Raw genomic sequence first — 13,318 nt, 5'->3', positions numbered from 1 at the left:
TGACGGCAGTGCTCACGCCGCGCGCACCGTCTCCAGGAATTTGCTCACCTCGATCTTCAGCCGGTTGCTGTCATTCGACAGCGACTGCGCTGCGGACAGCACCTGCGAGGAGGCGGATCCGGTTTCCGTCGCGCCCTGGCGCACGGCGGCGATGTTGGCGCTGACCTGCGTGGTGCCGGCGGCGGCGTTCTGGACGTTGCGCGAGATCTCGCCGGTCGCCGCGCCCTGCTCTTCCACCGCGGCCGCGATGGTGGAGGAGATCTCGGACAGGCGCTCGATGGTGCCGCCGATGGTCTTGATCGCGCCGACGGAATCCTCCGTCGCGGTCTGGATGCTCGAGATCTGCTGACCGATGTCGCCGGTCGCCTTGGCGGTCTGCTCGGCCAGCGCCTTCACTTCCGAGGCCACCACGGCAAAGCCGCGGCCGGCTTCGCCGGCGCGCGCCGCCTCGATGGTGGCGTTCAGCGCGAGCAGGTTGGTCTGGCCCGCGATGGCGTTGATCAGCTCGACCACGTCGCCGATGCGCGCGGCCGCCTTGGACAATTCGCTGACGCGGTCGTTGGTCTGCCCGGCCTGGCTGACGGCCTCGCTGGCCATGCGCGCGGAGGCCTGCACCTGGCGGCTGATCTCGTTGACGGAGGCCGACAGCTCCTCCGCCGCCGAAGCGACCGACTGAACGTTGGTCGCGGCTTCTTCCGAGGCCGCCTCGACCAGCGTGGCAAGCTCGGTCGACCGGCCGGCGGTCGTGGTCAGCGACGTGGCGGAGGCTTCGAGCTCGTTGGCGGCCGACGACACGGTCTCGACGATCTCGCCGACCGCGCCTTCGAAATCATCGGCCATGCGGATCATGTCGGCGCGGCGGCGCTCTGCGGCGAGCTTGTCCTGCCGGATCTTCTCCTCCGCCTCCTGCTGCGCCTTCCGCTCGGCATTGACCTTGAACGTCTCGACGGCTTGCGCGATCTCGCCGATCTCGTCGGGACGGCCGAGCCCGGGAAGCACGATGGCGAAATTGCCGTGGGCGAGCTCGATCATCGCCGCGCGCATCGCGATCAGCGGCCGCGAGACCGAGCGTCCGATGAAGACGCCGAGACCAAGCACGCCCGTCGCAATCAGCGCGATCGCGACGGCAATCCAGAACTGGATGTTGGCGCGCTCGGCCTCGTTCAGCCGGTCGGCCTCGATGCGGATCTGGTCGACCGATTTCGAGACCTGCGCGATGACGGGCTCGACCGAGGCGAAGGCTTCGGACATCGCCTTCAGCTCGGCCGCGAGCTTCAGCGCGGTCTCCATCCAGGCGGCGAAGTCGCGCTGGTAATCGGCGAGCTTTTGGCGGAGCTCGGCCTTGGTGCCATCGGGAATGGCGGCCGCGGCGAGATTGCCTGAAAATTCAGCCGCGCGCTTCTTGATGTCTTCGCCATATCTGGCGTCGCGGCGCAGCATGAAGTCCTTCTCATGCCGGCGCATCATCAGCATGGTCACCTTGAGAGACGAGTCCTGAAGCTGATCGACCTGGTTCTCGATACCGTGGACCGAGGCGCGCAGGCGCCCTTCGAGGCCAGACTTCTCGTCGAGCCCGAGCCGCTGCCGCTGTTCAGCCACCGCGGCAAAGCGCGCCTGATAGGTCTTCAAGGACGCGTTCATCGCCTCGATCATCGCGGCGAGCTCCGGCTTGCCGAAAGCTGCGATCCTGCCGCGAAGCATCTCGATGTCGAGCGCCACCTGCCGGCCGATCTCGGCCTGCTGCCGGGCCTTGGCGGGATCGCTGCGCAGAAGGAAATCCTTTTCGGCGCGGCGCGCCTCCAGCAGCTCGACCGCGATCCTGTTGTTGAGCTCGAAGACGGTGCGCGCCTCCTCGGCGGCGTTGCGATAGACGGCCATCGCCTTCTCACCATAGAGGTGAATGCCGCCGATCAGGACGACGCCAACGACGCCGATCACGCCGATGGCTGTGATCTTGTGGGTGAGACGAAGAGAAAGAAGCCGCATCTGACGAGAGACCAATGGTGAACAGATACGGTTGATGAAGCGCTGATGCGTCAAAACTTCCGTTAATTTACGAGTACGTACTAATACGAGCAATTCGCCGCAATGCTCGCGTTTATGCACGCTGAGGTGCGTAGGGTTCCTCAAACGAAACACGGCGCCGTTTGGCGCCGTGTCCTTCGAAGGTCCGCAAACGGCGGCGGATCAGCTGTAGATCTCGAACAGGCCGGCGCCGCCCTGGCCGCCGCCGATGCACATGGTGACGACGCCCCACTTGGCCTTGCGGCGCGCGCCTTCCTGCAGCAGATGGCCAGTGAGACGGGCGCCGGTCATGCCGAAGGGATGGCCGATCGCGATCGAGCCGCCATTGACATTGTACTTGGCGGGATCGATCTCGAGCTTGTCGCGGCAATACAGGCACTGGCTGGGGAAGGCTTCGTTGAGCTCCCACAGATCGATGTCGTCGATCTTCAGGCCGGTGCGCTTCAAGAGCTTCGGAATTGCGAACACCGGGCCGATGCCCATCTCGTCGGGCTCGCAGCCGGCGGTCGCCCAGGCGACGAAGCGACCGAGCGGCTTGAGGCCGCGCTTCTCGGCGTCCTTGGCTTCCATCAGCACCACGGCAGCGGCGCCGTCCGAAAGCTGGCTGGCGTTGCCGGCGGTGACGAACTTGCCGGGCCCCTTCCCCGGTTCGAGCTTGGCAAGCCCCTCCATCGTGGTCTCGGGCCGGTTGCATTCGTCGCGATCGACGACGTAGTCGACGATGCTCTCGGCCTTGGTCTGCTTGTCGACGACCTTCATCTTGGTCTTCATCGGGACGATCTCGTCCTTGAACTTGTTCGCCTGCTGCGCGGCGGCCATGCGGCGCTGCGATTCCAGCGAGAACTCGTCCTGATATTCGCGGCTGAGCTTGTAGCGCTCGGCGACGATGTCGGCGGTGTCGATCATCGCCATGAAGATGTCGGGGGCGACCTTGAGCAGTTCAGGGTCGATCGATTCCTTCGGCGAGCCCCCGCCGGGAATCGAGATGCTCTCGACGCCGCCGGCGACGATGCAGTCGGCACCGTCGGAGCGGATCGAGTTGGCGGCCATCGCGATGGTTTGCAGCCCCGAGGAGCAGAAACGGTTCACCGACACGCCGGCGGTGGTCTTCGGCAGGCCGGCGAGCAGCGCGGCCTGGCGGCCGATGTTCGGCGCGCCATGGGCGCAATTGCCGAGATAGCAGTCCTCGACATAGTCCTTGTCGACGCCGGCGCGGTCGACCGCGTGCTTGATGGCGTGGGCCGCGAGCGACATCGGCGGCGTGATGTTGAACCCGCCGCGGCCGGATTTCGCCAGGCCCGTGCGCGCATAGGAAACGATGACGGCTTCACGCATTGTTTTCTCCCTTATCGAACGGTTTTGAACGGAGCCTCATTACGAGGCGTTCTGGGCGCCATTGGTACACAAAGTCAGGAGGTCGCGGGGAAAATAAAACGCCGCCTCCATTGCCGGAGGCGGCGTTGTTCCGCGGGTCGGAATATGATGCTCGTCATTCCGGGGCGATGCGCAAGCATCGAACCCGGAATGACAGCAGATCAGAACGTCAGCGCCTTGGCCTGCTTGACCTGCGGCAGCGCCTGCACCCTGGCGAGCAGGTCCGCCGGCACCGCGCCGTCGACCTCGACCAGCGCGATGGCATCGCTGCCGGGCGCGACGCGGCCGAGATGGAAGGTAGCGATGTTGAGCTTGGCGTCGCCGAGCAGGCTCGCGAACCTGCCGATGAAGCCCGGCTTGTCCTCGTTGGTCACGTAGATCATCGACTTGCCGAATTCGGCGTCGACCCGGATGCCCTTGATGTCGACGAGGCGCGGCTTGCCGTCGGCGTAGACGGTGCCTGAGACCGACCGCTCCTGCCGCTCGGTGGTGACGGTGACGGTGATCAGGCTCTCATAGTCGCTCTGGGCGGCACGCACGATCTCGTCCACCACCATGCCGCGCTCCTTGGCGACGACGGGCGCGGACACCACGTTGACCTCGCCCAGCATCGGCCGCAGCAGGCCCGACAGCACGGCCGAGGTGATCGCCTTGATCTTCATCTCGGCGACGTGGCCCTCATAGGTGATCTCGACCTTGAGGATACCGCTCTCGGTGAGCTGGCCGGCGAACGAGCCGAGCTTCTCGGCGAGCGAGATGAACGGCTTCAGCTTCGGCGCTTCTTCCGCCGTGATCGAGGGGAAATTGACCGCGTTCGAGATCGCGCCGGTGAGCAGGTAATCCGACATCTGCTCGGCGACCTGGAGCGCGACGTTCTCCTGGGCTTCGGTGGTGGAAGCGCCGAGATGCGGGGTGCAGATCACGTTGGGATGGCCGAACAGGACGTTCTTGGTCGCGGGCTCCTCGACGAAGACGTCGAAGGCGGCACCGGCGATGTGCTTGGAGTTGAGCGCATCGACCACGGCCTGCTCGTCGACGAGACCGCCGCGGGCGCAGTTGATCAGCCGCACGCCCTTCTTCATCTTGGCGATCGCAGCTGCATCGATGATGTTCTTGGTCTTCTCGGTCAGCGGCGTGTGCAGCGTGATGAAGTCGGCGCGCTTGAGCAGGTCGTCGAGGTCGACCTTCTCGACGCCGATATCCTTGGCGCGCTCGGGGGACAGGAACGGGTCGAACGCAATGACCTTCATGCGCAGGCCGAGCGCGCGGTCGGCGACGATCGAGCCGATATTGCCGCAGCCGACGACGCCGAGAACCTTGCCGGTGATCTCGACGCCCATGAAGCGGTTCTTCTCCCACTTGCCGGCCTGGGTCGAGGCGTCAGCCTGGGGGATCTCGCGGGCGAGCGCCAGCATCAGGGTGATGGCGTGCTCGGCGGTCGTGATCGAATTGCCGAACGGCGTGTTCATCACGATGATGCCCTTGGCCGTGGCGGCGGGGATCTCAACGTTGTCGACACCGATGCCGGCGCGGCCGATCACCTTGAGGTTGGTGGCCTTGTCGAGGATCTTTGCCGTCGCCTTGGTCGCGGAGCGGATCGCAAGGCCGTCGTAATTGCCGATGATCTCGGCCAGCTTGTCCTTGTCCTTGCCGAGGTTGGGCTGGAAGTCGACCTCGACACCGCGGTCCTTGAAGATCTGCACGGCAGCGGGGGAGAGCGCGTCGGAAATGAGAACTTTGGGTTTGGTCATGGGGATGTGTCCTTCACACCCTCCCCTGGAGGGGGAGGGTCGGCGCGAAGCGCCGGGATGGGGTGAAGCTGCAACAAGGAAAATTGCCGGTGCGCCGTGTGGAGAGATCACCCCACCCCGCCGCACCTGGCGGTGCGTCGACCCTCCCCCTCCAGGGGAGGGTAAGAAACTTACGCCGCCTTGGGCAGAGCAGCCTTGGTCTCGGCGAAGGCCCAGTCGATCCACTGCGTCAGCAGCTCGACGTCCTTGGCTTCCACCGTAGCGCCGCACCAGATGCGCAAGCCGGCGGGCGCGTCGCGGTAATAGGCGAAGTCGTAGCCTGCGCCTTCCTTCTCGACCAGCGCGACCAGCTTCTTGGAGAACTCCGCTTGCGCGTCCTCGGACAGTGAGGTGATCGCGGGATCGGTGAACTTGAGGCACACCGACGTGTTGGAGCGGATCGAAGCGTCCTTGGCCAGGAAATCGATCCAGGGCGTCTTCGCCTTCCAGTCGGCCAGCACCTTGGTGTTGGCGTCGGCACGCGCAATCAGCGCCTTGAGCCCGCCGATCGACTTGGCCCAGTTCAGCGCGTCGAGATAATCCTCGACGCAGAGCATCGACGGCGTGTTGATGGTCTCGCCGACGAAGATGCCCTCGTTGAGCTTGCCACCCTTGGTCATGCGGAAGATCTTCGGCAGCGGCCAGGCCGGCTTATAGGTCTCGAGCCGTTCCACCGCGCGGGGCGACAGGATCAGCATGCCGTGCGCGGCCTCGCCGCCGAGGGCCTTCTGCCAGGAGAAGGTGACGACGTCGAGCTTGGCCCAGTCGAGGGGCTGCGCAAACGCTGCGGAGGTCGCGTCGCAGATGGTCAGGCCTTCACGGGTCGCGCTGATCCAGTCGGCGTTCGGCACACGCACGCCGGAGGTGGTGCCGTTCCAGGTGAAGACGACGTCGCTCTTGGGGTCGACCTTCGAAAGATCGGGAATCTCACCGTAAGCCGCGTTCAGCTTGGTGACGTCCTTAAGCTTCAATTCCTTGACGATGTCGCTGACCCAGCCTTCGCCGAAGGATTCCCAGGCGAGCGTGGTGACAGGCCGTGCGCCGAGCAGCGACCACAGCGCCATCTCAACCGCGCCGGTATCGGAGGCCGGCACGATGCCGATGCGATAATCGGCGGGCACCTCGAGCACTTCGCGCGTCAGATCGATCGCAAGCTTGAGCTTGGTCTTGCCGATCTTGGCGCGATGCGAGCGGCCGAGCGCTGCGTCCTTGAGATTTTGGGCGTTCCAGCCGGGGCGCTTGGCGCAGGGGCCGGAGGAGAAATGCGGCACGTTCGGCCGCGAAGCGGGCTTCGCTACAGTCATAATCTACCCTTCCAGATAGTAAGCCTCCCGTTGGGGGGAGGTGTCCCGCCGCGGCTGATACGGGAATCGGGCAGACCAGTCAAGGAAGTTCCGGCGTCTCACGGGGGATTGAAGGTGCCTCCGGCGCGAGATCAGGGGATTCGACGACCGCGAGCGCGTTTAGCAAGTCCGTGGCCTCGCTGATCAATTGCGCGGCCCGGCGGCGGCTGCCGACTTTCAAAATGCATTTGTCATTGGCCTGCACGACGTAGTCGTTGCCGACCTTGATGATGGAATAGCTTGTCATCGAAATCCCCGAACCGACCGAGCTCGGTGCCTGACGCTGCGTAGCACCGTTCGTTCCTTCATCAACGTGAACGACGGCTGGGTAGTTTACCGGCTCTTAACATGAACGAACGCGCGATCCGATTTCGCTGATTGCGCAACGGCCGCGTTGGTGCTGGATCAAAAGCGGACAGTCATACCAACGTGGCTCGCTGTGAATCCGAGCCGCTTGTAGAAGCGCTGCGCATCCGTTCTCGTCTGATGCGTGAGCAACTCGACCAGATTGCAGCCGCGCGCCTTTGCTTCCGTCACCGCCCATTGCACCAACTGCTCGCCGATGCCACGGCTGCGACAATCGGAAGCAACGCGCACGTCTTCGAGCAGGCCGCGAATGCCGCCTTGCGAGCTGATGCCCGGCAGGATCGCGAGTTGCAGGCAGCCGACCACCCTGCCCTCGCTCTCGGCCACGATCAGCGTGAGATTCGGATCGCGGTCGACCCGCGCGAATGCGTCGTCATAGACGGCGGGCAACGGATCCTCGACGCGCTCGCGCGCGCGGCCGAGATGGTCGTCGGCCAGCATCGCCACGATCGCGGGCACGTCGTCGCGGCGCGCGCGGCGGATGGAGACGGATTCGGCGCTCATATCGAAAACTCCAACTCAGCGCGCCGGCGGAAGGCCGAGAAACGCGTCGACTTCGCCGATCCAGCGGCGGACGGACGCATAACGGCCGAGGGCGAAGCCGCCTTCATGCGCCACGCGGGTATAGGCGAGCAGCGAGACATCGGCGACCGAAACATCCTCGCCGGCGAAGCAGCGGCCGGCCGCCAGATGCTGCTCCATGCGGTCGAGCGCCGCATAGCCGCGCTTGACCTTTTCAGGATCGAGCTCCGATACGTCCTTGCCGAGATAGACCATGAGGAAGCGGCACACCGCGATATAAGGCTCGTGGCTGTACTGTTCCCAGAACAGCCATTCGTCCATCTTGGCCGCCGTAAAGGCGTCGCGCGGAAGGAGCGCGCTGTCGCGGGCGAGATAGCGGATGATCGCATTGGACTGCGCCAGCGTGCGGCCGTCCTCGAAGGCGACGGTGGGCACCTGGCCGGCGCCGTTCATCTTCAGGAATTGCGGCGTGCGCGTCTCGCCCTTGCGCGTGTCGACTTCGATCCACTGGTAGGGCAATGCGAGCTTGTCGCAGACCCACTTCACCTTCAGACAATTTCCGGAATTGCTATCGCCGTAGATCTTCATCGCTGCCGCCCCGCCATGGAACGACAGAGCATCAGGACCGAGGGGAGCTGTCAACCGCGGCGCTATGCTGCGCTCAGAACTTGTAGCCGAGGCCGGCGCGGACGGTATTGATGCTGGTGTCGACCTGGGCCGTGAAGCGAATGTATTCGTACTCCGCGCGCATGAACAAGCCGCCGACCAGGTTGACGTCGACACCAACACCGGCCGTGTAGCCGTAAATCAGGTGATTGTGCTGGGCATCGGTCGAGCTCAACGGCGCCAGTGGCGTGTAGGTCCCGAACTGGGTCGCGCTCACGCGATCCTGCACGCTGGCGGTACGCACGATATCCGCGTTGCCGAGCGCGAGACCGCCGAACATGTAGGGCAGGAAGCAGCCCCATGCGTAAGCGGCTCGGCCGCGGAACGTTCCGATGTCGCTGATGCTGATCGAAGATGTCGAGGTCGCCGTGACATCATGGAAATTGCCGTCGGACAGTGCCGTGGCGGAGACGCGCCTCTCGCTGGCCGACGACATGCCTCCGAACGTGCCGTGCAGCCAGCTCACTTCGAGACCCAGGACGACGTCGTCCCACTGCTCGTTGTAGCCGACGAAGGCGCCGTAACCGGTCGTGCGCTGCGAGGCCTTGCCCAATCCGAGATTCCACTGGGACACGCCCATCGAACTCTCGATCAACGTGTCCGCCAGCAAGGCGGCCATCATGTTGCTGGTCGAGCCGTTGAAGTTCTCGTCGGACGAGCCATAGCCGGCCTGCGCTCCGACATACGAGCCTTGCCAGTTGACGCTGGACCTCGTCAGGCCATCGGTGAAGCTGCCGCGCAGGATCGGCAGGTCGGGCATGTCGGCCGCGTGCGCGGCTGACACCGTCCCCAACATCGCCGCCGCCACCATCAGCCTACGCATCGAAACGCTCCATCGGACTCGAACAGTTGCGATGATCATCGCCTGTTAACCTTAACCAATGGTTGCGCCAGACGCGCTGGTCGCTGTCGGACCATGAAAAATACGCAAAGCAAAACGGCGCGGGATGATCCCGCGCCGTTAAGAAACGTTAAGCGATGAGGCTGTCGATCAGCCCTTGGTGACGAGCGGCGGCGGCGCATAGACCGGCGGGCTGTCGAGATTCCAGCGCACGCCGAGCTTGAGATCGTGCGAGGTGATGTCCTTGAACTTGAAGACGTTGTTGGTCGTCGCGCCTGTGTAATCCGACAGAATTCCAGTCTGCCCCGGGCCTAGATCGACATAGCTGTAGGCGAGTTCGAGGACGAGGTTCGGATTGACCTTATAGGCAAGGCCCGCATGGGCGGCCCAGGCGAAATTCCATTTCGAGCTCGTCGGAGCGGTGGCAAAGCTCGTGGTGGTGAACGGCAGGCTGTTGGTGCCCGTATCGGAGAAGTTCGCGATCGAGACCCGCGCGCCGCCGACGCCGGCGCCAATGAACGGCGTGATGCACCACCACGTACCGAGATCGACATACGCGTTGGCCAGGACCAGCCATTCGGACTTGCTGGCGCTGTAGTTGTCGATGCCGTTGTAGGCCACGCCACCGGCGGTGCCCGTGAAGCGATCCGTGCCCTTGAAGTTCGAATTGCCGCGATACTGTCCGGTCACGTCGGCGCGGAACCAGTTGTTGAACCGGTAGCCGACGCCCAGGCCGTAGATGCCGGCGGTGTCGAACGAGGTTTTCTGGTCGAACGAAGTGAGCTGCGAATACGCGGACTCGCGGCCGTAGTGGAGATCACTGGTCTTCTGGTTGCTGAAGCCGATGTCGCCGCGGAGATACCAGCCGCCGAAATCGGCGGGCGGAGCCGGCGGCGCGTACATGGGAGGGGGCGCGGCGATCGGCATATCGGCGGCGAACGCCATCGACGAGATCAGGGTTGCCGCACCCGCGGCAAGCAGAGACTTAACGCTACGCATTGGCTTCGTCCTTATGGCCGGTGAGGCAAAATACGAGCGCCTCACGTTCTGGAAACTCACGGGGGGACGATGGCAGCAAATGTTTAAGCGCCACTTAACCCTAATTTTTAAGGTTGATTTTTTCTGACTGCTCGCGCGCGCGGGCAGAATGCGTTGCAAAAACGCATCGCCTCGCGCGCCGCAATTGCTAACGATGTGTGAAGCTGCGCTGCAGCGAGAGAGGAAGCGTTAACGCGTGGGCCGCGGCAGCTTGGGCAGGAACACCGCAAGCAGGCCGATCGCGGGCAGATAGGCGCAGACCCGGTAGACAAACTCGATCGAGGTGTTGTCGGCGAGCTTGCCGAGCACGGCCGCCCCCAAGCCGCCGATGCCGAAGGCGACGCCGAAGAACACGCCGGAGATCATGCCGAATCTGTGCGGCACCAGCTCCTGCGCGAACACGATGATCGACGACGTCGTCGAGGAGATGATCAGGCCGATGACGATGCTGAGCACCGCGCTGCCGACGAGCCCGGCATAAGGCAGCGCCAGCGTGAACGGGAGCGCGCCCAGGATCGAAATCCAGATCACGATCTTGCGGCCGAAGCGGTCGCCCAGGGGACCCCCCAGAAACGCGCCGACTGCGTTCGCCGCGAGGAAGATGAAGAGATAGATCTGCGCCGCCTGCGTCGACACGCCGAAGCGGTCGATCAGGTAGAAGATGTAGTAGCTCGACAGGCTGGAGACGTAGAGCTGCTTGGAAAACAACAGCGCGACCAGCACGAGCAGCGCGACCACGACGCGGCGCGAGCTCGGCGCATCGGGATGGGCTTGAACGGCTGCGGTCTTCTTCGCCTTGATCTGCGGCGCGTACCAGCGGCCGATGCGCCAGAGGATGAGGATCGCGAGGAACGCGATCGAGGAGAACCAGGCGATGCTGCCCTGCCCGAACGGCACCACAATCAGCGCCGCCAGCACCGGCCCCATCGAGGTGCCGAAACTGCCGCCGAGCTGGAACACCGATTGCGCAAAGCCGTAACGGCCGCCGGAGGCGAGCCGCGCGATGCGCGCGGACTCGGGGTGAAACACCGCCGAGCCGAGGCCGACCAGCGCGGCGGCGACGAGGATGACGAGGTATTGCTGCGCGGCGCTGAGCAGCAAGAGGCCGAAGAAGGTCGAGGCCATGCCGATCGCCAGCGAATAGGGCTGCGCCTTCTTGTCGGTATAGTGCCCGACCACCGGCTGCAGCAGCGAAGCCGTGAACTGGAACGCCAGCGTGATCATGCCGATCTGCGCGAAGTCGAGCGCGTAGGTGTCCTTCAGGATCGGATACACCGAGGCGATCAGCGACTGCATGGTGTCGTTGAGGAAGTGCGAGAAGCTGATGCCGGCGAGCACGACGTAAGCCGGCCCCGCGCTCGGCCTGGCAGCACCCGCGACCTCGGCGACGACGACGGGCTCGGTCAGCATTTCCGCAGGTACGACGACAGGCTTGTTCAATGCGGCGATCCCGGCGCGGCAGATTGCCGCGAGTTGCTCATTACGATGCAAGCATTGGTGGAACCAGCGCCAATCGCAAATGGCTGGGATGCGCGCGGCCTGTTCATCACCGTGCCCTTCCGGGGGAGGGCGAGAAAGGCTCTACGCCGCCGCCTGCCCCAGCGCCGAGACGATGGTGTCGACGACGTCCTCGACCAGGATGCGGTCTTCGCCCTCGCCCATGACGCGGATCACGGGCTCGGTGCCGGAGGAGCGGATCAGGAGGCGGCCGTGGCCGTTGAGCCGCTTCTCGCCGTCGGAGATCGCCGATTTGACGTCGGAATCGTCGAGCGGCTTTCCGCCCTTGTGGCGGACATTCTTGAGGATCTGCGGCAGCGGATCGAAGCGGTGGCAGACCTCGGATACCGGGCGGCGCATCTTCTGCACCACCGCCAGCACCTGCAATGCGGCCACGAAGCCGTCGCCGGTGGTGGCGTAGTCGGACAGGATGATGTGGCCGGACTGCTCGCCGCCGAGATTGTAGCCGCCGCTCAGCATCTGCTCGAGCACGTAGCGGTCGCCGACCGGCGTGCGCACCAGATCGAGCCCCTGCCCGTTCAGGAAGCGCTCGAGCCCGAGATTGGACATCACGGTGGCGACGATGCCCGGCCGCGACAGCCGGCCATCTTCCTTCCAGCTCTGCGCGATCACCGCAAGCAGCTGGTCGCCGTCGACGATGTGGCCGCGCTCGTCGACCAGGATGACGCGATCGGCATCACCGTCGAGCGCGATGCCGATGTCGGCGCGCATCTCGCGGACTTTCCTCGACAGCGCTTCCGGCGAGGTCGAGCCGCATTCCTTGTTGATGTTGAAGCCATCGGGCTCGACGCCGATCGGCACGACGTCGGCGCCCAGCTCCCACAGCGCTTCCGGCACCACCTTGTAGGCGGCGCCGTTGGCGCAATCGATCACGACGCGCAGGCCGTCGAGCGACAGGTCGCGCGGCAGCGTGCGCTTGGCGAACTCGATGTAGCGGTCATGCACGCCGTCGATACGGCGGGGGCGGCCCCGGCTCGCGCTCTGTGCGAGACGCTTGTCGATGGGCTCGTCGAGCAGCTGCTCGATCTGCCGCTCGACGTCGTCGGAGAGCTTGAAGCCCTGCGGACCGAACAGCTTGATGCCGTTGTCCTCGAACAGATTGTGCGACGCCGAGATCATGACGCCGAGATCGGCGCGCATCGACTTGGTCAGCATCGCGACCGCCGGCGTCGGCATCGGGCCGACCAGCAGCACGTCCATGCCGACCGAGGTGAAGCCTGCGACCATGGCGTATTCGATCATGTAGCCGGACAGGCGGGGGTCCTTGCCGATCACGACCCGGTGGCGGTGGTCGCCGCGCTGAAACGCAAGGCCTGCGGCCTGGCCGACCTTGAGCGCGAGCTCCGGCGTGATCAGTCCGTTGGCGCGGCCCCGAATCCCGTCCGTCCCGAAATATTTGCGGCTCATATCGTCCCCCAACGCAACAACCAGGGAATCCCCTCGGCAATCGCGGGCAGCCCGAACCGGCCCCGCAGCCCTGATTTGCTGGGGTCTTATAATGCTTGTGAGGCTAACTTGGCTTCAAAAAATATGATGAATCATTACGGAACCGGGCGGATCGCGCGCCCGATAACGTCTTGTTAACATTATAATTCCGGCCGGAACCGGGGAACGGGCGGAACTCGAGCCCTATTTGCCGCGCTTCACGTGGCCATCCCCGCGGCTCGGCGCCGGCTGGGTGACGTTGACGGGATCGGAGGCTGGGAAGGTCTCCTCCAGCCCCTCCTCCAGCGCCTCCTCGAGGTCATGCTTCTCCTTGATCTCTTCCGGGGAAGGTCCAGCGTGCGGCTTCGTCATGGCGCCCTCCTGCAGAACGTTCTGCAAACGATTTGGCT

At 64.6% G+C, this 13,318-nt stretch carries 12 protein-coding genes; all 12 read right to left on the bottom strand.

All coding sequences use genetic code 11. The annotated features are described in order from the left end of the window. Positions 1-12 precede the first annotated feature (12 nt). Complete coding sequence (locus X268_RS03625) at positions 13-1,986, bottom strand: methyl-accepting chemotaxis protein (protein ID WP_128923653.1); 1,974 nt, start codon at positions 1,984-1,986, stop codon at positions 13-15. Between the two features lie 201 nt (positions 1,987-2,187). Beyond that, positions 2,188-3,360, bottom strand: a complete 1,173-nt coding sequence (locus X268_RS03620) for a thiolase family protein (RefSeq protein WP_128923652.1) — start codon at positions 3,358-3,360, stop codon at positions 2,188-2,190. A 200-nt stretch (positions 3,361-3,560) separates the two neighbouring features. Further along, positions 3,561-5,150 (bottom strand): phosphoglycerate dehydrogenase, encoded by a 1,590-nt coding sequence (serA, locus tag X268_RS03615; protein ID WP_128923651.1) that lies wholly within the window; start codon positions 5,148-5,150, stop codon positions 3,561-3,563. 170 nt (positions 5,151-5,320) lie between these two features. After that, positions 5,321-6,493, bottom strand: coding sequence for a phosphoserine transaminase (locus X268_RS03610; RefSeq protein WP_128923650.1), 1,173 nt, complete (start codon positions 6,491-6,493; stop codon positions 5,321-5,323). A gap of 79 nt (positions 6,494-6,572) precedes the next feature. Further along, positions 6,573-6,779 (bottom strand): hypothetical protein, encoded by a 207-nt coding sequence (locus tag X268_RS03605; protein WP_128923649.1) that lies wholly within the window; start codon positions 6,777-6,779, stop codon positions 6,573-6,575. Positions 6,780-6,937: 158 nt separating this feature from the next. Further along, on the bottom strand, positions 6,938-7,402 hold the full coding sequence (locus tag X268_RS03600; protein WP_128923648.1) for a GNAT family N-acetyltransferase: 465 nt from the start codon (positions 7,400-7,402) through the stop codon (positions 6,938-6,940). Between the two features lie 15 nt (positions 7,403-7,417). Then, on the bottom strand, positions 7,418-8,008 hold the full coding sequence (locus X268_RS03595; RefSeq protein WP_128923647.1) for a glutathione S-transferase family protein: 591 nt from the start codon (positions 8,006-8,008) through the stop codon (positions 7,418-7,420). A 73-nt stretch (positions 8,009-8,081) separates the two neighbouring features. Further along, entirely contained in the window at positions 8,082-8,909 is an 828-nt protein-coding gene (locus X268_RS03590; protein WP_208764420.1) for an outer membrane protein, read from the bottom strand. A gap of 168 nt (positions 8,910-9,077) precedes the next feature. Further along, positions 9,078-9,926, bottom strand: a complete 849-nt coding sequence (locus tag X268_RS03585) for an outer membrane protein (RefSeq protein ID WP_245477765.1) — start codon at positions 9,924-9,926, stop codon at positions 9,078-9,080. Between the two features lie 228 nt (positions 9,927-10,154). Then, on the bottom strand, positions 10,155-11,405 hold the full coding sequence (locus X268_RS03580) for an MFS transporter (protein ID WP_164937508.1): 1,251 nt from the start codon (positions 11,403-11,405) through the stop codon (positions 10,155-10,157). A gap of 141 nt (positions 11,406-11,546) precedes the next feature. Continuing rightward, entirely contained in the window at positions 11,547-12,890 is a 1,344-nt protein-coding gene (glmM, locus tag X268_RS03575; RefSeq protein ID WP_128923646.1) for a phosphoglucosamine mutase, read from the bottom strand. A gap of 222 nt (positions 12,891-13,112) precedes the next feature. Next, the gene (locus X268_RS39195; protein ID WP_164937507.1) at positions 13,113-13,280 is read right to left on the bottom strand and encodes a hypothetical protein; all 168 of its coding nucleotides are present in this window, start codon (positions 13,278-13,280) and stop codon (positions 13,113-13,115) included. Positions 13,281-13,318 lie beyond the last annotated feature (38 nt).

The sequence above is a fragment of the Bradyrhizobium guangxiense genome, from assembly GCF_004114915.1.
GTDB classification, from domain to species: domain Bacteria; phylum Pseudomonadota; class Alphaproteobacteria; order Rhizobiales; family Xanthobacteraceae; genus Bradyrhizobium; species Bradyrhizobium guangxiense.
Note: the sequence above shows the minus strand (reverse complement) of the source record. Positions and strands in the feature narration are given on the sequence as shown.